The organism is Allokutzneria sp. A3M-2-11 16, from assembly GCF_024213555.1.
GTDB lineage: Bacteria > Actinomycetota > Actinomycetes > Mycobacteriales > Pseudonocardiaceae > Allokutzneria.
The window spans coordinates 46,158-64,610 of the sequence record NZ_JANAVO010000006.1; the positions used below are offsets into that span (position 1 = coordinate 46,158).

Below are 18,453 nucleotides of genomic sequence, written 5' to 3' on the forward strand. Positions count from 1 at the left end.
CGTTCGCTCCTTAGTCGGTTTCGTGTGCGGGACAGCGGGACTCTGGTGCGGGCGCGAAGAACGACAGCCCCTCGCCGAAGCGCAGGATCGCCCTCCTGCCCAGTGAGGCGCAGTCCCCGGAGGCCAGGTACTGGCAGACGTCGTGCCCGAGCATCGCGGCGATGACGCTGTTCGACGGCCCGAAGGAGTACGGGGTCGGATCGGTGAGCGCCTGCCGCAGCTCGTGCTCCAACGGGCTCATCTGCGCTCGCTTCGCGTGGTCGAAGCAATCCAGGCAGCCGCCGCGCTCGGGCACCACCAACGGCCCCCAGTACCCGCTGCCCAGGCCGACCGCGCCGGAGACCAGCGGAACACCCGTCGGACCGGCCCAGCGCCAGCAGATCAGCGCGATGTCGGTGGGCACGTCCGCGGCGCACACCAACAGGTCCAGGTCGTCGGGGAGCACGTTCAGGTCTTCGGCGGAGCGCACGGCCAGCCGGATCGGGTGGTACTCGGTGTGCTCGGAGTGCGCGGTCAGCGCGTCCACCGCGGCCTCGACTTTGGGGCGGCCGAAGTCCTTGCGCGAGAACAGGTATTGCCGGTTCAGGTTGTGCGCGGCCACCACGTCGTCGTCGATCAGCCAAAGCGCGCCGACACCGGCGCCGACGAGGTGCTGGGCGACGAGCCCGCCGATCCCACCGACGCCGAGGATGCCGACCCGGGCAGCACGCAGGCGTTCCTGCATCCGTCCGGCCTCCGTGCCGAACAGCGAGAGGTAGCCGAGCTGGCGCTCCCACGGCATACCGGGGGCTTCGGGCGTGGAAAGCTCGCCGCTGAGCCAGTTCTCGGCGCCGAGCCGGGCCAGGAACGCGTCGATGACGTCCGCGGGGGCGTGCCGGGTCAGCTCGTCCCGGGTCGTCCCCCGTTCGAGCGCGGAGGCGATCCGGGTCAGGACCTCCTTGTCCCCCTTGACCCGCACGGCCTTGGTGTCCCGCAACAGGGTGAGCGCGTCGTCGTGGCACACCCACCGCAGCGTGGGCACCAGGCGGATCGGACGATCAGTCATCGTGGACCACCAGGTTCCGCATCGGCATGGTTCCGTCCATGGCCAGGTCGAGCCCGCCGACCCGCGGCGCGCGGAGGCAGTGCGCGCGCACCTGGAGCAGCGTGATCTTGGGCATCACTTCGCACCACCGCCGTGCCACGTCGATCCACCGGGCCGCCGCATCCGAGTCGGGCAGCGTGCACGCCTCGGTGACCAACGCGTCGAACCCCGCGTCCGCGAACCCGGCGTGCCGCGCTTGCGCTCCTGTCGAAGCCCAAGGCCCCAGAACCGCCGCGGGATGCGGGTACTCCGGCGCGGTCAGCGTGTAGAGCAGGCAGTGATCACGGGAAACGGCGAGCTTGATGTAGTCCTCGAACGAGTGCGAGGCGGTCGTCACCTCGACACCGATGGCCTCGCGCACCTGGCGGGCGATCTCTCCGACGACCTCCGCGTTGGGCGTGTAGTCGGCGTAGTCGATGTGCAGCCGCCCATCGGGACACGCCGCGCGAAGCTCCGCCGCGTCGAATCCGTCCTGTTCGGACACTTCGCCGAACCACGGTTGCAGTGGAGACCAGCACGGGCGCGCGGTCCCGCCGGTCGCAGCGGCGATCTCCGTGCGCCGCAACAACCTTCCGAGCGCGGCGCGCAGGTGGCCGGAGGTGCCAAGCGAACCGCTCCGCGACCCGAAGTCGAGCGAACCGTAGAGCAGGATGTCGCGCCGAATCAGATCCGGACGGTCCTTGATGACAGTGAGCTCGGCCGGACCGAAGCTGGTGATCGGCGTGACGTCGATCTCTCCGTTGGCGTAGGCGGCCAGGATCTCGTCGGGCTTCTCGGTGAGCCGGAAGACCAGGCGCTTGGGCTGATCGGAACCGAAGGCGTGCCAAGGGTTGCGCTCAAGCACGATCTCAGACGATTCCCACGACGACACCGCGTACGGGCCCAGCACGAGATCGTCCCGCACCGGCGCGAACCGGGTCATCGACAGCACATGCGGCGCGTACCCGACCGGCCGAGCGAACTGGTACTCGACGGTGTGGGCGTCCACGGCGCGAACCGCGCTGACCAGGCCGGGCCTGCGCTCGATCGCCCGAGTCGCCGCGCGCACGGCGTCCTCCGCGGCCAACGGCTGTCCATCAGACCATCGAAGCGAGTCGGAGAGCGTTACTCGCCAAAGCTTTCCGTCATCCAAAGACTCCGCATCCACGGCACTGCCGAAGCCGTCGTCCCACAGCGGACGCAGCAGCGCCCCGGCGAGCAACCGCCCGTTGACGTCGACGGGCCAGTGCGGGTCGCGGTTGACGGGCAGCGCGTCGAGCCCGAACACGATCTCGCTCATGCCGACCGCCTGGTGAACGCACGTCGATCGAGCTTCCCACTCGGAGTCCTCGGCAGCGCGGGGGCGAGATCGATGCGTGACGGCACCATGTAGTCCGGCATGCGATCCCGCAGCCGCGCGAACACTTCCGCCGTGCTGAGCGAGGACGTGCGCGGCACCACCACGGCGGCCAGATGTCTGTCCAAAGAGGACTCACCCGCCACGTACACGGCCGACTCGGCCACCCCGGGCACGTCGTTGAGCATGTGCTCGACCTCGCTGGGCTCCACGCGGTGACCGCGGATCTTGACCTGATCGTCCATCCGGCCAAGGCATTCGACCTCGCCGTACTCGTTGATCAGGCCCAGGTCCCCGGTGAGGTAGGCGCGCCCGTCAGGGGTGCAGGGATCGGGCACGAAGCTCGCGGCGGTGCGCTCCGGCAGGCCGTGGTAGCCACGCGCGACACAGGCCCCCGCGACCACCAACTCGCCGGACTCGCCCGGCAGCAGCGTCGCACCGGAAGCGTTGCGCACGTGCACGTGGATGTTCGGCAACGGCTTCCCGACCGGCGGGTGCAGCGGCCAGTCGGCCGGATCACCGGTGAGCCGGTGATTGGTCACGATCAGCACTTCCACCGTGCCCCACTGGTTGATCAGGTCGCACTGCGGCAGCGCGGCGAACATCCGCCGGACGTCGTCGTCGCAGCGCAGTCGCTCACCGCCGACCACGACCTCGCGCAGCGGGTACGTGGAGATGTCGCGGTCCTGTGCGAACACCGCCAGCGACTTGAGCCCGACGAAGGTCAGGAAGACCCGGCGGACACCCTCGCGTTCGATGAGGTCCCACAACAGATCCGGATCGAGCCGCTCGTCCTCCTCGCAGCACACCAGGGTGCCGCCGGAGCACAGCGTCGCCAGGATCTCCTCGTAGGCCACGTCGAACGAGATCGGGGTGAGCTGGAGAGTGCGGTCGCCGACCCCGCACACGCTGTCTTTCACTTGCCACTCAACGAAGTTCGCCACGGCGGCGTGCTCGTAGACCACGCCCTTGGGGCGCCCGGTCGAGCCCGATGTGTACGCGATGTAACAGGTGTCCTCGCCGACTGAGCCATCCATTGTGGACAGATGCGTGAAGTCGCCGAGGACCAACGCGCACTGGGCGTCCTCGCACATGTACCGCAGCCGGTCCTCGGGGTAAGCCGTGTCGAGCGCGACACAGGCGCTTCCCGAACGGAGGATGCCGATGAAGGACACCACGAGTTCGATCGACCGCTCGATGTGCAGCCCGACAGGACGTCCAGGGCCTCCACCCGACGCGAGGACCTTCTCCGCGATGTGCCCGGAGCGCTCCCACAGCTCGGCGTAGCTGATCGCCTCGCCCCGGAACCGCACCGCCTCGACATCGGGATGAGCGACGACGTGCCGCTCCAGCATCTCCAGCACGGTCGTCACAGGCCCACCTCGTCCAACGCGTCGAGGAACCGGGTCAGCGCTTCGCGCGTACCCAGGGAAACCCTTAGGTAGCCCGGAAAACCGAACAGCCCAGCATTGCGAACGAGCACACCGTGCTCGGCGGCGAGCCGGTCCTGCGCAACGGCCGGATCGGCAACGCGGACCGCGACGAAGTTCGTCACCGACGGCAGGTGCGCCCGTCCACGCCGGTCAAGCGCGTCGCAGAACCACGTGCGCGTCTCGGCGTTGGCCTGCTCCGTCTGGCGAAGGAACTCCTGATCGTCGAGGGCAGCGACGGCTGCGGCCTGCGCGAGCCGGTTGACGCTGAAAGGCAACGCCCGCAAGGTTTCGCGCAGCTCGGCCATCAGCTCGGCCGGGCCGAGCGCATAGCCGATCCGCAGCGCCGCGAGCCCGTACGCCTTCGAGAAGGTCCGCAGCGCGAGCACGGGCACATCCCGGTCCAGGTAGTCACGAGCCTGCGGTGTCCCGGCGCCCGCGAACTCCATGTACGCCTCGTCGAACACCAGCGGCACGCCGGACCGCTCGGCGGCCGACACCAGGGAGTCCATGTCCCGCCGGGACAGCACGGAACCGCTGGGGTTGTGGGGGTTGCAGATATAGCCGATGCCGTGTGCGGGCAGTTGCTCGACGAAGCCCGCACCGTCGAGCGGCACGACGCTCGAACCACGCCCGATGCGGTTCAGACAGGTGCGGTAACCGGGAAAGGTGCCGTCGGTGACCAGGCCCGCGGTGGTGCGGTCGCCCAACGTCAGAGCGGTGGCGAGCACGAGTTCGTCGCTCCCGTTGGCGACCGCGATCCGATCAGCGGGCAGATCCCAGTGCCGTGCAAGGGAATCCACCAGCTCATCGCGCTCCGGCGCCGGGTACACGCTGACCCGGGTCAGCTCCCGCTCAGCCGCCTTCACAGCCAACGCGCTTGCGCCGTAAGGGCTTTCGCTCAGGTGCAGCCGCACAAGATCATCGGCCCCGGCGACGCTCGCGTTGAAGCTCACAGCCCGTCTCCGACCAGCATGCCGAAGCAGTAGCTGCCCACCTCGGCCTCAAGGGTCAGGAAGCAGTGCTCGCTCCCGGCGGGGATGCGCATCGCGGCGGGGGAGCTCAGCTCGTGCCGCACGCCGTCCAGCAGCACCTCGATCCGCGCGCCACCGGGATTGGGGGAGACCAGCAGGTAGATCTCGTCGACCTCGTGGGTGTGCGGCGCGGCCACCGGCTTGCCGACCAGACCGCTCAGCTCGCCGCCCGCCAGCTGCACCGGCAGCCCGCCGAACATGTCCGCGGTCAGGTAGAACGGCGCGGGCTGGTGATGCCCGGCCACCGCGAGCGGGATCGGCAGGTCGGTGACGATGCTCGACCCCGCGAGCGGGTCTTCGGTGACGATCTCGCTCACTGCGCCTCCAGGACGAACAGGAAGGTGTGCGGGGCGCCGAAAGGCACGGTGCGGCGCACGGTCAACCCACCGCGCTCGAACAGCTCCTCGTAAGCCTCACGCGTGTGCAGGGGAACCCCCATCAGCGCGTGCGCGAGCTCGAAACCGCTGGAGAACACCGGAAGCGAGGTGCCACCGGCGTCGCGCGGGCGGATCACCGTGTCCGCGATGAGGAAGGTGTGCGCGTTCGGGAACGCCGCGCGAAGGAGGGGCACGACGTTGTCGCCGTGCACCGGGTCGGCCAGCAGGTCGTGGAAGAACATGAAGCTCATGACCACGTCGACCTCGTCGGCGCCGTCCACCCGCTGAGCCCCGGCGAGCACTTCGCGTACGTCCGCGCGAACCGGCTTCACCCGGTCGCCCAGGCCGTAGGAGGCCACGTTCTCCACCGCCAGCTCGGTGGCCGACGCGCTGATGTCGAGGCCGATCCCGCGACCGCCGTGCGCCGTGACCATCCGGCAGAGCCGATCGCTGGTCCCGCTGCCGAGGTCGGCGAGCACGGAGAAGTCGACGTGCGCCATCTCCTCGCCCAGCAGGTGCCGCATCAGCGCGGTGTCGGCCTGGGTGGAACCGAGCGCCACCATGGCCTCGTCCCGCAGCACGTCGACGCCGAACTTGCGCCGCCCGCTGGCGATCGCGGCCGCGCCCGCGAAGACGTCGTGGTAGCCGCCGACCGCCCAGGTGAAGAAGCCGACCAGGTGGCGGCACCGCCTGCCCTCCTCGGTCAGCGAGAACCCGCCCCCGTCCACCCGGACCAGGCCGAACGCCTCGGCAGAGGAGACCAGCGCGCCGAAGACCGCGTCGTCGAGCCCGTGCCGCGCGCAGAAGGCCGCGCTCTCCAGCGCCCCGCCCGCGTCCAGCTCGGCGAACACCCCCAGCCGGTCCAGCGCGAACACCACGTGCGTGCCGACGAACCCGTTGAAGGCGGTGTCCGCGGTGAGCGGGGTGAGCGCGGTGCCCCGCCATTCCGGGGGCTCGGCGATCCCGGTGTCGGATTGAGCGTGCACCGAAGTCACAGGCGTATCCTCTCTGTTTCCGGGCAGGCGCGGCGGCTAATTCGGAGTGGACTTCGAAATCACGTTGCCCGCCCCGGCCTTTTCCGCTAACGCGCTTGCCAGCCCGCGAATGGTCGGGTTGTCGAACACCGTCCGGACACCGACCGCGATGCCGGTCCGCCGACGTAGTGATCTCAGCATCAGCGTAGCTCGGAGCGAATGTCCGCCGACTTCGAAAAAGTTTGCTTCGTCATCGAAATTCCCGTGTTCGAGAACCTCGGTCCAGGCGTCGCGTACCAGGGGCAGCCACGGATCCTCCCCGGCGCATTCGGTCCTGACCTGCGCTGAAGCGTCCGATGGCGCCCGTGATGCGTCATCGAAATCGTTGATTTCTTTTCCCCAGTGTCATCACGTTGCCATCTCGGTCACCCGGTCGTCGGTGTGCGACGACAGGCGGGTCCCGTTTCGCACTGTAGGTCTGTGCTTTTGGTCGGTCAAGCGGGTGGGAGTGCTCTGCCCAGGTGGTTAATTACTAGTATTTTTAGTACTAGGATGCGGCTGCCTGTGCGTTTCCTGAAAATGAGATCGGGGGCTTGACCGTCGAATCGGGATCTGGGTAGCTTTTGTCCCGGCGGCGAAAGTGCTTTCGTCGCGAATCTGATCCTGGGGTAAAAGCCGTGGTGACGATTCATTCCTGTGATAGAAGGAGGATGTCATGGAGCGCATCGAGACGATCGAGCTGAACGAGGTCGCGGACCTGCTTCACCGCACCTGATAGCTCGGCCGGGGGCCCGGTTCCGGCCGGGCCCCCGGCACACGTTCTTCTTCCGAAGACCCGCTTGTCGGGGTCGAGCGTCAACACCGCCTGGGGGCACCGTGCGGCACGCGATTCTCGGGGCCGGTGGCGTCGGCCTGGCGCTGGGCGCCGCGCTGACTCGGGCCGGGCACCCGGTCACGCTGGTCATGCGGGAGTCCTCGCGCGCGGCCTACTCCGGCACCATCACCGTCCACAGTAGACTCAAGGGTGGCTCCGCGGTCCCCGTTCCCGCCGTCGACCGGCTCGACGAGGACGTGGACGCGCTGTGGCTGACCGTCAAGGCGCCCGCGTTGGAAAGCGCTTTGCGCCGGATCGGCCCGGCCGTCGCCACCGCTTCGGTCATCCCGTTGCTCAACGGGATCGACCACCTCGACCTCCTGCGCGCGCGGTTCGGTCCGCGCGTGCTCGCGGGCGCGATCCGGATCGAGGCCGAGCGCGGCGCGCCGGGGGAGGTCACCTGGAACTCCCTGTTCGGCTCGGTCGAGCTGGCCGGGGCGAACGAGGCGCTGCGCGCGGACCTGTACTCCGCCGGGATCGACTGCGAACTCGCGGCCGACCCGGCGAAAGTGCTGTGGCACAAGCTGATCCTGTTGCTCCCGTTGGCGCTGGCGACCACGGTCGCCGAGGGCCCGCTCGGCGTGGTGCGGCGTGATCGCGAACTCACCTCGCTCATGGTCGGCGCAGCTCGCGAGGTCTGCGCCGTGGCCGCCGCGCACGGTGTTCCCGTGGACGCGGCGGCGAGCGTGCGGGCCCTGGAATCGTTGCCGGGCCGGACGAACAGCTCGCTCCGGCGGGACGTGGCCGCGGGCGTCCGGCCGACCGAGCTGGACACCATCGCCGGTCCGGTGCTGCGGCACGGGACCGCGCCGTCGGTGGCCGAGCTGGTCCGGCTCGCCCGCGCGGCGGGGGCCTGACAAGCGTTCGACCGGACAAAGCCCCACTTGGACGAGCCCCACTTGGACGAAGGGAAATGCCATGACGATCGGAACCGACCGGACGTTGGAGGACGACGTCAGGGCCATCCTGGTCTTCGACGTCTACGTGGAGGCCTCGGCCGAGGAGATCGGGCTCGACGACGGGCTGCGGGACGTCCTCGGCCTGGACTCGCTGGGCTTCGTCGAGCTGCGCGCCCAGTGCGAGCAGCGGTTCGGCGTGAAGATCACCGACGCCGAGTTCACCCAGGTGCACTTCCGGTCCGTGCGCACCGTCGCCGACCTCGTCCGCAAGCTGCGGGACGGCCGCTCTTGAACACCACGCCGGCCTCGGTCGAGCAGAGCGAAGTGTGGCTGGCCTGTCAGCGCGAGCCGGAGTCCGACCGCTACAACATCACCGTCGACGTGGAGTTCACGCCCGCCGTTGACGTGACGGCGCTGCGCGCGGCCTTCGCCGACGTGGTGCGGGCTCATCCCACGCTGCGCAGCCGTTTCGACACCATCGGCGGCCAGCTGACCCGCGTGATCGAAACGGATCCGCCGCTGGCCCTCGTGGAGGAGCGCTCCGCCGATCCCTACGACCGCGCCCGCGCGCAACGGTGGGCGGTTCTCGTCGGCCGCGCCCCGCTGGACCTCACGGTCGCCCCGGTCGTCCGCGCCGCGCTGCTCGTGGCCGATGGCGGGGCGCTGCTCGCGGTCACGATGCACCACATCATCTCCGACGGTTGGTCCGTCGACGTCTTCACCCGCGAGCTGGTCGCCGCCTATCGCGCGCGGCTCGCCGGAGAACCGTTGCCCGCCAAGGAAGAAGTGCCAGCCCAGGAAGAAGTGTCGACTGAGGCGGAGCCGGGCAGCGAGGACTACTGGGCGGACCTGCTCAGCGAAGCCCCGACTCCCTTGACGCCGCTGCATGATCTGGCCCCCGAGGACGGCCTGCCCGGCGAGTCGGCCTCCCTGGAACTGCCGTTGCCCGCGGACGTCGTCGCTTCGGTGCGCGCGGTGGCCAAGGTCGAGCGCAGCTCCCCGGCCGTGGTGCTGCTCAGCGGCTGGTCGATCCTGTTGCACGCCTGGAGCGGGCGGGCCGAGGGCACCTTCGGCACGGTCTTCGCCGGACGCGAGCCAGGCAGCGAGGACCTGATTGACCTGCGCAGCCGCGTGCTGCCGATGCGCGACCGGCTCGACCCGGATCGCCCGTTCCGCGACGTGCTCGCCGCGTTGCGGAACCAACTCCTGGATTCGCTGGAGCACTCCGCGCTGCCCGTCGAACGGTTGCAGCACGTCGAGCGCACGGTGTTCATGCACACCCCGGCGCCCGCGGACGCGTGGCCGGTCGGAGATTGCACGATCCGCAGGCTCGAACACCTGACGGACACGACGAAGTACGAGTTCTCGCTCAACATCATCGAAGGCGCCGACGACATGCGGCTGCTCTTCTACTACGACGCGGCCCGCTACCGTGCGAGTTCGGTGCGGCTGTTCGCGGAGCAGCTTCGAGATCTCCTTGCCGCCGCGACAACGGAACCGGCCACGTCGTGCGGTGACCTCCTCGTCGCCTGTGACTCCGATCGACCGTCCACTTCGGTCACGCGAACGCAGTCCGAGCTGATCCCGGACCTCGTTCTGCAGTGCGCCGCTGAGCGCCCGAACGCCGTCGCGGTCCGCCACGGGGACGACACGATCACCTACGGCGAACTCGTCGACCGCGCGTGTGCGATCGCCAACTGGTTGCGGGACAACGGAGTTCGCGAAGGCGACATCGTCGCCCTGCTGCTGCCGCCCGGGATCGACCCACCCGTGTTCTGGTTGGGCACGGTGCTCGCGGGCGCCGCGTACGTCCCGCTCGACCCGGCCTATCCCACGGCGCAGTTGCAGCTGATCGTCGACGACGCCAAGCCGCCGGTGCTCGTGGTCGACCCGGAGTGGGCGGGCGAGGTTACTCTGGGCAGTGGAACCGTGATCTCCGTGTCGGACTTGCTCGCGCAGGCGCCGACCGGTGGCGAGCCGCCTGTGGTCGACCGCGACGGCGAGTCCACCTTCTGCGTGCTCTACACCTCTGGCACCACCGGGCGCCCCAAGGGAGTCGTTGTCCCGCACCGAGGTATGGCGCGGTTGATGGCACAGCCCGACTTCATCCCGCTGGACGACTCGGATGTCGTAGCGCAGTTGTGCCCGTTGAACTTCGACGGTGCGGCATATGAGGTTTGGGGCGCGCTGGCGCACGGTGCGCAGCTGGTCGTCTTCGACAAGCACCTCGTGCTGGACCCGCGTGCGATGCGCGCGATCGTCCGCGAGCGCGGAGTGACGACGTTGCTCGTGACCACACCGCTGCTGAACCGGATCATCGAAGACGCACCGGATCTGTTGCAGTCACTGCGCCGTGTGTACTTCGGCGGCGAGCTGATCTCCGTGTCGCACATGCGCCGCGCGCTGAACTGGTGCCGCCCCGGTGTGTTGCTGCACAGCTACGGCCCCACGGAGAACTCGTTCACCTCCACGTGGTTCCCGATCACCGAGGTCGACCTGAGGGCGCGGACGCTGCCGATCGGCGATCCGGTGCCGGGTACTGAGCTGTACGTCGTGCAGGAAGGCACCACCCGCCTGGCCCCGCGCGGTGTGGCGGGGGAGCTGCTGCTCGGCGGGACCGGGCTGGCCCACGGCTACCTCAACGATCCCGAGCTGACCGCGGCGCGGTTCGTCCCGAACCCGTTCTCCGCCGACGAGCGGGCTCGGCTGTACCGCACCGGCGATCGCGTGCGCTGGACCGCACACGGGCTGCTGGAGTTCATCGGCCGCACCGACAACCAGGTGAAGATCCGCAGCCAGCGAGTCGAACTCGGCGAGGTCGAAGCGGTCGTGGACGCGCACCCCTCGGTGCGTTCGGTCTTCGTCACCGCGCGCCGTAACCAGCGCGACGAGAAGGAGATCGTCGCCTATGTGGTCGGCGCGGCCGACGAGGCCGAACTGCGGCGGCACGCCCAGGCCCGGCTTCCCGGATTCGCCGTGCCGCGGCACTTCGTGCTGCTCGACCAGCTGCCGCTGACCCCGACCGGCAAGATCGACCGGCGTCGGCTGCCCGATCCGGAACACGTGGTGGTCGCGGCGGCTCCGAGCACCGGCGCCATCGAGGGCGTTCGCGCCGCATGGCGGGCCGTCCTCGGACAGGAGTCGTTCGGGCACAACCAGAACTTCTTCGACGCCGGAGGCCACTCGCTGTTGCTGGTGCGGCTCCAGGATGAGCTGCGCGCCGCGACCGGGGTGACGCTGTCGATCATGGATCTGATGCGGCACGCGACCGTGCGCGAGCAGTCCGATCTCCTTGCGGGGCAAGCGACTTCGCCGGACACCGCGCCCGTGGTGACGCGTGCTCGCACCACGGTCGTGGTGCCGAGCGCGGAACAGTCGGCCGATGGCCACGTGCCGCAGGTCATCGCGTTGTCGGCCAGTACGGGGCCGCTGCTCGACGCCGCCCGCCACCGCCTGGCCGAGCACCTCCGCGCCACACCCGGGCTGTCCCTGGACGACGTCGCGCGCACCCTCGACGTGGGCCGGGAACCGCTGCCGCACCGCTTCGCCGTGGTCGCCGCCGATCTTGAGGAAGCCGTGCGCGGCCTCGAAGGCGAGCCCGGAGCGCGGGTGTTCCTCGGTGCGGCCGAGGCACCGCCGCCCGCGGCCCCCGCGGACGCCTCGCCGGAAGCCGTCGCGCGAGCGTGGTGCCGCGGCGCCGAGGTGGGCCTCACCCCGGCCGGGCGCGGGCGCCGGATCCGTCTGCCCGGCCAGCCGTTGGCCTGGGCCGTCCTGAAGATGAGAGGTCAGCATGTCGCAACTGCGCGGTGAAGCCGCGATCCTGGTGGGCCCCGGGCGCCTTGAGGTGGAGGAGGTCCCCGTCCGCGAGCTGGCCGACGGCGAAGTGCTGGTGCGCAACACGGTCGGCGCCATCTGCGGCAGCGACGTGCACCGGGTGCGGGCCGAATCGCCGTTCTTCCGGGACATGAACGACCACCCCTTCCCGTGCCCGCCCGGCTACCCCGGGCACGAGGGCCTCGGCGAGGTGCTGGAGAGCCGGTCGCCGAAGTTCCGCCCCGGCGAGATCGTGCTGACCGTGCCGAACCACGCGTACATGGCCTCTTTCGCCAAGTACCAGACCATTTCCGACCAGTTCCTGCTGCACGTGCCCTCCGACGGCTCGCCCATGCACTACCTGATGGCGCAGCAGCTCGGCACGGTCGTCTACGCGCTGAAGAAGTTCTGGCCGGAGCCCACCCCCGGGCGCACCGCCGCGGTCGTCGGCGTCGGCTCGGCGGGCATGCTCTTCGTGCAGCTGCTCAAGCACCGCGGCTTCGAGCACGTGGTCGCGGTCGACCTCGACGCCGGTCGGCTCGCGTTGGCCCGCGAGCTCGGCGCGGACGAGACGGTCCTCGTGCCCGACCAATCCCTCGCGGAGTTCGGCGTCGACCTCGCGATCGAGGCGGCCGGAACCGACTCGGCGCGCGAGTACGCGATGGAGATGGTGGGGCTGCGCGGGAAGCTGGGCTTCTTCGGCATGCCCGAGGCGTACGGCCTCGAAGTCCCCTACGCGGCGCTGTTCGGCAAGCAGATCACCCTCACCACGGCGGTCGGCGCGCAGCTCGAACCCGATCTCGCGTCGTTCCGCGAGTCGCTCGGGCTGATCGTGGCGGACGAGATCGCGGTGAAGGACCACATCACGCACACCTTCGACCTGAAGCGGATCGGCGAGGCCTTCGAGCTGGCGCACTCCCGGGCGGACGGTGTGGTCAAGGTCGGCATCACCTACGAGTGAGGGGGAACGCCGTGACTGGTGTGTCTGTTTCGGACGACGCCGTCGCGATCATCGGGATGGGCGGCCGGTTCGCGAAATCCCCCGATGTGGCGGCGTTCTGGGACAACCTGGTGGCGGGCAGGGACTGCCTGAGCCGCGACCCCGTTCCGGAGGTGGAGGACCTGGGGGAGGGCACGCTGCGCGTGCGCTCCTGGGGCACGGCGCCGGACCGGGACCGCTACGACACCGACCTGGTCGGGCTGGACGGCCTGGACCCGCAGCACGGCATCCTCTACGAGGCGTGCTGGCAGGCCGTGGAGGACGCGAGCCTGCGGATCTCCGCCATCGGCCCGAGGACCGCGGTCTACGCGGGGTGCGCGCGCACCAAGCACATCCCGCGCGCGGCCTTCGACGAGGTGGCCAACGTCGACCCGACCTTCGCCGGGCCGCACTTCTCGTACCTGCGCGACCTGTGGGGCGAGAGCATCATGATCGACTCCGCCTGCGCGACCTCGACCGTCGCGGTGCACCTGGCCTGCCAGAGCCTGCGGCTGCGCGCCTGCGACTACGCCATCGCCGGTGCGGTGGCGATCCAGGACGACAACGACGGCTCCTACCTCCGGCCGCCGCGCAGCATCAACTCCACCGAGGGAATCTGCCGTCCCTTCGACCGCGCGAGCACCGGTGTGGTGCCGGGCGACGGGGCGGGCGCGGTGCTGCTGCGGCGGTTCTCCGACGCGCTCGCCGACGGCGACCCGATCCACGCCGTGATCACCGCGAGCGTGGTGGACAACGACGGCAGGACCAAGCCGGGCTTCACCATCCCCGGCGTCGACGGCAAGGTCAGGGTGGTCCGCTCCGCGCTGGCCATGGCCAGGCTGACCGGGGCGGACATCGGCTACGTCGAGGCGCACGGCGTCGGCATCCCGATGAACGACCAGATCGAGGCCACCGCGCTGACCGAGGCGCTGGGCACCGAGGGCCCGCCGGTCGCGATCGGCTCGGTGAAGGCCACGGTCGGCCACTGCGACACCGCCGCGGGCATGGCCGGGTTGATCAAGACGGCGCTGGCGCTGCGCGAGGGCTTCCTGCCCGCCACGCCCAACACCGCCGACCCGATCGACGAGATCGCCAAGGTCGACCGCTTCCACATCCTTCCCGAGGGACGGGCCTGGCCCGGACCCCGCCGGGCGGGGCTGATGTCCGCGGGCATCGGCGGGACCAACGCGTTTCTGATCCTGGAACAACCCCCCGTTTCCTGAGTCTTCTTCTGTTTTGTCCGTTTCGTATCGAGGAGTTTCCGTGTCGCAATCCCTTCAGACCTCCCCGCCCGTCACCGCGGATCTCTACGTGGAGGTGATGACCTTCTACGCGCGGCAGATGCGACTGCTCGACGAACTCGATATCGACCGATTCGTGATGACCTTCACCGAGGACGGCTCGGTGGCCCACCCGCACCGTTCCGAGGAGGTCCGCGGCCGGGCCGACATGCGGGTCAAGATGGGCAGGGCGCTGCCCGAGTACGTCGACGTGGTCACCCGGCACTGGTTCGACCACTACCTGGTGGAACGCGACGGCGACGAGCTTCGCGTGACCTACTACTCCCTGGTCACCGAGGCCGACAAGGAGGGCGCCGTGCGGCTCAAGACCTCCTCCGCGGTCGAGGACGTGCTGGTCCGGGAGGACGACGGGGAACTGCGCATCCGGGCCCGGATCATCCGTCGCGACACGCCGGACACGGTCCGCCCGAAGTCCTGACGCAGTCGCGTTCAAGGATTGTTCAAGCAGGCGTTCGACTGGCCACGCCGTGAAAATCCTAATTTAGCCAGATCAGGTGGGTGATTGGGAATGCGACGGCGAGGTCAAGCACCATCACTCTCGTCGAATTTCATCGTGGTTCGCAATTTCCTTTTGTGGTATCTGGCCCGATGAACGGTATTAGAGTGGATTTCGTGAATCCAGTCGATCGGCAGCGAAGGCACGCGTTGGGGGAGTTCCTCCGGATGGCCCGGTCCCGGGTGGACCCGGCCACCGCGGGCTTCCAGGTGGGGCGGCGGCGCACGCCCGGCCTGCGCCGCGAGGAGGTCGCCCAGCTCGCCAACGTCTCGGCCACCTGGTACACGTGGCTCGAACAGGGCAGGGACATCCAGCCCTCGGAGCACGTGCTGGTCGCGCTGGCGAAGGCGTTGCGGCTGAAGAAGAGCGAGCGGGACTACGTCTTCGGGCTGGGCAGGCGCTCCGCCCCGGCGATCGCCGCGCTCTCCCCGCACGCGCCGGGCGGGGAGGCGACCACGCCGGAGCTGGAGACGGCGCTGGACGACCTGATCGCGGCGATGTGGATCCCCACCTACATCACCGACCGCAGGTGGAACATCCTCTCCTACAACCGGGCCGCCGACGCCGTCTTCGGCATCAGCGGGCTGGGCGAGCGCAACATGATGCGGCTGCTGTTCACCCACCCGCGCGCGCAAACGTTTCTACTGGACTGGGCCGACTCGGCGCGCAGGCTCGTCTGCCAGTTCCGGGCGATGTACTCCCTGGCCTCCCACGACCAGGAGTTCCTGGACCTGGTCGCCGAGCTGTGCGCGGCCTCGCCGGACTTCGACCGCTGGTGGCACGAGTACCAGGTGGAGACCAACCCCTCCACGCGGCACCGCTTCCGGCACCCGGTCGCGGGCGAGCTCACCCTGGACTCGGTGCCACTGCGCAGTTTCAGCGACTCCGACTTCTTCCTCGCCACCTACGTCCCGGTCGGCGCGACCACCCGCGAGACACTGACCCGGCTGCTCTCCTGGGACCGCGTCATCCCGGAGCAGTACGACCGCACCGCCTCCTAACGGCGGTGGAGGTTGATCGCCGCGGTGGTGGCCAGCCGCTCCGCCTCGGGGCACAGTTCGGGGCCGGGCCGGTTGCCCCGCACGGTCAGCCGCAGCACGTCGACGTGGGAGCGCGGGGCCGAGTTCGCCGGCCGGTACGGCACCTGGACCGTGCACGTCTGGCCGGAGTGCGTGTCGAGCTCGACGTAGGCCTCGTGGCCGCCGAGCCGCTTCGCCAGGCCCTTGATCCAGTCCATCGTGGCGTGCTGGTCGTAGCGCAGGTGCACCTCGGTCCTGGTGACCGCGGTGGACCACTTGCACGACCAGTCACCGAACACGTCCACCCCGGGGTTCATCCCCTCCAGGTGGGCCAGCGCGGGGGCGGGCAGCAGCGCGCACGCGTTCACCCTGGCCAGCGACTCGGGCGGGAAGTCCTTGGCGCGCCGGGGAATCGGGCCCTGCCGGAGGACGTCGCGCACCGTCTCCACCGCGACGTCGGCGACCTCGCACAGGTTCCTGGGGGAGTTGGCCAGCTTCGCCGACACCCGCACGCCGTAGGTCTCGTCCACCCGCACCAGGCGGTTGCACTCGGTCTCGCCAGACGGCGCCTCCAGGACGTCGAACGGGTTGCCCGCGATGACGCGCCACTCCTTCTGGCCCGTCTGCGACGCCCGCTTCACCAGCTGCACCTCGACGTCGAGCTTCTCCTCCCGGCCCACGTCGATCAGGACGTCGCAGCGGTTGAAGTTGCCGTAGTCGGTCTTGAGCTCCGGCGGCCCGAAGTCGCGGAACACCGACAGCCTGATCAGCGAGCACGGATCGGCCGTGCGCTCCTCGCCGACCAGGCCCTCGGTCGCGACCGGGCTCGAATTCTGTTGTGCCACAAGGAAAATCGTTGCCGCGACGAGGATGAAGGCCGCCGCCGCCCTGACCGGCAACCGCCGCCGCGCCCGCGGGGGCTTCGGGACCTCGGGCTCCCAGTCGCCGACGATCTCCCTGAGCTGCCGCCGCACCTCGTCGGCGGTCGGCCGCCTCCTCGGGTTGCGCTCCAGCATCCGCGTGATCAACAGGGCGAGCGGACCCGCGTTGGCCATCGGCTCGGTCCGGCCCTCGCGGGCGCGCGCCACCACCTCGGCCACCTCGCCGGTGCCGAACGGCGGGGTTCCCTCCAGCGCGGTGAACAGCGTCGCCCCGAGCGAGAACACGTCCGAGGCCCCGGTGGCCGCGCGGCCCGCCGCCACCTCCGGCGCCATGAACGCCGGGGTCCCGGTGACCCGGCCGTCGTCGGTGCCGGTCACCTCGCACCAGATGGAGATGCCGAAGTCGGTCAGCTTCGCCAGATCGTCCCCGGTGACCAGGATGTTGCCCGGCTTGACGTCTCGGTGCACGATCTTCCTGGCGTGCACGGCCGCCAGCGCCGCGGCGATCTGCACACCGATCCGGGCCACCCGGTGCGGCGGCAGCGTCCCGTGCTCCGCGAGGATCTTGTCGAGGCTGTCGGTCGGCAGGTGCTCCATCACCAGCCAGCACTCGTCGCCGTCGATCGTGTCGAACACCGAGATCGCGTTCGGGTGCTGCACCTGGGCCGCGTTCTCGGCCTCCCGCCGGAACTGCGCGCGATCGGCCGCGCTCGCCATCGTGTGCGGGCGCTTGAGCGCCACGGTCCGCTTGAGCTTGCGGTCGAACGCGGTCCAGACGAGCCCGCCCGCGCCGCCACCCCTGGCGTCCTCGAGCTGGTACCGCCCGCCGACCACGTCTCCCGTCCGCACTCTGCGTAGCTTAGCTGTGACTATGCTCGCCCAGTGAGCTCACGTGGGCTGCTGGCGGTGTGCGCGGGTTCCTTCGATCCCGTGACGCCCGGCCACCTGGACGTGATCACCCGGGCCACCGCCCTGTTCGGCGAGGTGATCGCCCTGGTGGCGGTGAACCCGGCCAAGGCGGGGCGCCACCCGGTTCCCCGGCGGCTGGCGATGCTGCGGGAGGTCGCCGGTGACCGGTTCGGCGTCGACTCCTGGGACGGCCTGCTCGTCGACTACTGCCGCAAGGTCGGCGCGGACGTGATCGTGCGCGGGATCCGGACCCGCGCCGACCTCGCCCAGGAGCTGGCCATGGCGGAGATGAACCTCGCCGTCGGTGGGGTCCGCACGATCTTCCTGCCGACCTCGCCGGGGCTGGGGCACGTGTCGTCGACCCTGGTCACGGAACTGGGGGACTCCGATGGCGGAGTGACCGCGCCGGCTTGATCATTGCGCCCATGACCTTCGTCGAGGCGTTCAGCATCCTCATCGCGGTCGTCGGCCCGCCGAAGATCCTGCTGGCCTTCGTCAGCGACACCGAGGACTCCGACGCCCGCCGCCGCTGGCGCGTCGCGCTGACCACCACGGCGATCGCGCTCGGCACCGGCCTGTTCGTGATCGTGGCCGGGCGCCTGCTCGTCCAGGTGTTCCACATCAGCGGGGGTGCGCTGGTGCTGGCGAGCGGGGTCATCCTGTTCGTGCACGCGCTCGACCTGGTGCTCGACCGCGGGCACGGGCCGCACGTCGACCGCACCGGCGGCACGCACGAGCTGGCCACCGCCTACTACGCCAACCCCGTCGCGGTGGCCTACCTCTTCCTGATGGCCGACGCGAGCACCCTGCCGTCGAGCTTCGTGCTCGCGGGCGCCTTCGCCGCCGTCATCGCGCTCGACCTCGTGGCGATCCTGGTGCTCGGCATCCTGCTGCGCTACGTGAAGATGACCTACGCGTGGGTACTGGTCCGCATCCTCGGCGTGCTCCTCGCCGCGCTCGGCGTGGACCTGATCATCAACGGCCTCGAACAACTCCACATCATCGGCGAGGTCACCTGATCCCGTTTCGTACTCTTGTCCGCGAAGA

17 protein-coding genes are annotated in these 18,453 nt (G+C 69.8%); 9 read left to right on the top strand and 8 right to left on the bottom strand.

The window, feature by feature from the left end; genetic code table 11:
- Window positions 1–10 precede the first annotated feature (10 nt).
- Genes NLX83_RS28015 through NLX83_RS42300 form a run of 7 tightly spaced genes read right to left on the bottom strand, consistent with a single transcriptional unit; the run spans window position 11 to window position 6,625 of the window.
- Window positions 11–1,045 (bottom strand): HesA/MoeB/ThiF family protein, encoded by a 1,035-nt coding sequence (locus tag NLX83_RS28015; RefSeq protein WP_254238193.1) that lies wholly within the window; start codon window positions 1,043–1,045, stop codon window positions 11–13.
- Window positions 1,038–2,363 carry an ABC transporter substrate-binding protein gene (locus NLX83_RS28020; RefSeq protein WP_254238194.1) on the bottom strand — a complete coding sequence of 442 codons (1,326 nt, stop codon included), beginning with the start codon at window positions 2,361–2,363 and terminating at the stop codon, window positions 1,038–1,040. Before NLX83_RS28020 ends, NLX83_RS28015 begins: the two co-directional genes overlap by 8 nt.
- Window positions 2,360–3,793, bottom strand: a complete 1,434-nt coding sequence (locus tag NLX83_RS28025; protein ID WP_254238195.1) for an amino acid adenylation domain-containing protein — start codon at window positions 3,791–3,793, stop codon at window positions 2,360–2,362. Before NLX83_RS28025 ends, NLX83_RS28020 begins: the two co-directional genes overlap by 4 nt.
- On the bottom strand, window positions 3,790–4,806 hold the full coding sequence (locus NLX83_RS28030) for a pyridoxal phosphate-dependent aminotransferase (protein WP_254238196.1): 1,017 nt from the start codon (window positions 4,804–4,806) through the stop codon (window positions 3,790–3,792). The genes NLX83_RS28025 and NLX83_RS28030 overlap by 4 nt, the downstream gene beginning before the upstream one ends.
- Entirely contained in the window at window positions 4,803–5,201 is a 399-nt protein-coding gene (locus NLX83_RS28035; protein WP_254238197.1) for a cupin domain-containing protein, read from the bottom strand. The genes NLX83_RS28030 and NLX83_RS28035 overlap by 4 nt, the downstream gene beginning before the upstream one ends.
- Window positions 5,198–6,256, bottom strand: a complete 1,059-nt coding sequence (locus NLX83_RS28040) for an SAM-dependent methyltransferase (RefSeq protein ID WP_254238198.1) — start codon at window positions 6,254–6,256, stop codon at window positions 5,198–5,200. Before NLX83_RS28040 ends, NLX83_RS28035 begins: the two co-directional genes overlap by 4 nt.
- A gap of 36 nt (window positions 6,257–6,292) precedes the next feature.
- The gene (locus NLX83_RS42300) at window positions 6,293–6,625 is read right to left on the bottom strand and encodes an acyl carrier protein (RefSeq protein ID WP_374118824.1); all 333 of its coding nucleotides are present in this window, start codon (window positions 6,623–6,625) and stop codon (window positions 6,293–6,295) included.
- A 486-nt stretch (window positions 6,626–7,111) separates the two neighbouring features.
- On the opposite strand from NLX83_RS42300, the gene NLX83_RS28045 reads away from it, so the two are divergent.
- The 7 genes from NLX83_RS28045 to NLX83_RS28075 all read left to right on the top strand — a co-directional run bounded on the left by NLX83_RS28045 (window position 7,112) and on the right by NLX83_RS28075 (window position 15,598).
- Window positions 7,112–7,966, top strand: a complete 855-nt coding sequence (locus tag NLX83_RS28045) for a ketopantoate reductase family protein (RefSeq protein ID WP_254238199.1) — start codon at window positions 7,112–7,114, stop codon at window positions 7,964–7,966.
- 61 nt (window positions 7,967–8,027) lie between these two features.
- The gene (locus NLX83_RS28050; RefSeq protein ID WP_254238200.1) at window positions 8,028–8,300 is read left to right on the top strand and encodes an acyl carrier protein; all 273 of its coding nucleotides are present in this window, start codon (window positions 8,028–8,030) and stop codon (window positions 8,298–8,300) included.
- The gene (locus NLX83_RS28055) at window positions 8,297–11,818 is read left to right on the top strand and encodes a non-ribosomal peptide synthetase (protein WP_254238201.1); all 3,522 of its coding nucleotides are present in this window, start codon (window positions 8,297–8,299) and stop codon (window positions 11,816–11,818) included. The genes NLX83_RS28050 and NLX83_RS28055 overlap by 4 nt, the downstream gene beginning before the upstream one ends.
- Window positions 11,799–12,782 carry a zinc-binding dehydrogenase gene (locus NLX83_RS28060; RefSeq protein WP_254238202.1) on the top strand — a complete coding sequence of 328 codons (984 nt, stop codon included), beginning with the start codon at window positions 11,799–11,801 and terminating at the stop codon, window positions 12,780–12,782. Before NLX83_RS28055 ends, NLX83_RS28060 begins: the two co-directional genes overlap by 20 nt.
- An 11-nt stretch (window positions 12,783–12,793) precedes the next feature.
- A complete protein-coding gene (locus NLX83_RS42015) occupies window positions 12,794–14,023 on the top strand; it encodes a polyketide synthase (RefSeq protein ID WP_254238203.1) in 1,230 nt (409 codons plus the stop codon).
- A 40-nt stretch (window positions 14,024–14,063) separates the two neighbouring features.
- Window positions 14,064–14,519 carry a nuclear transport factor 2 family protein gene (locus NLX83_RS28070; RefSeq protein ID WP_254238204.1) on the top strand — a complete coding sequence of 152 codons (456 nt, stop codon included), beginning with the start codon at window positions 14,064–14,066 and terminating at the stop codon, window positions 14,517–14,519.
- 194 nt (window positions 14,520–14,713) lie between these two features.
- Window positions 14,714–15,598 (top strand): helix-turn-helix transcriptional regulator, encoded by an 885-nt coding sequence (locus NLX83_RS28075; protein ID WP_254238205.1) that lies wholly within the window; start codon window positions 14,714–14,716, stop codon window positions 15,596–15,598.
- On the opposite strand, the gene NLX83_RS28080 is transcribed toward NLX83_RS28075, so the two are convergent.
- Window positions 15,595–17,346: a serine/threonine-protein kinase gene (locus tag NLX83_RS28080; protein WP_254238206.1), complete on the bottom strand. Its 1,752-nt coding sequence runs from the start codon at window positions 17,344–17,346 to the stop codon at window positions 15,595–15,597. The two genes, NLX83_RS28075 and NLX83_RS28080, sit on opposite strands and share 4 nt — an antisense overlap.
- A 33-nt stretch (window positions 17,347–17,379) precedes the next feature.
- Here NLX83_RS28080 and coaD point away from each other — a divergent pair, with 33 nt between their 5' ends.
- Window positions 17,380–17,820 (top strand): pantetheine-phosphate adenylyltransferase, encoded by a 441-nt coding sequence (coaD, locus tag NLX83_RS28085; protein WP_254238207.1) that lies wholly within the window; start codon window positions 17,380–17,382, stop codon window positions 17,818–17,820.
- Window positions 17,821–17,831: 11 nt separating this feature from the next.
- Window positions 17,832–18,425 carry a MarC family protein gene (locus NLX83_RS28090; protein ID WP_254238208.1) on the top strand — a complete coding sequence of 198 codons (594 nt, stop codon included), beginning with the start codon at window positions 17,832–17,834 and terminating at the stop codon, window positions 18,423–18,425.
- Window positions 18,426–18,453: the final 28 nt, after the last annotated feature.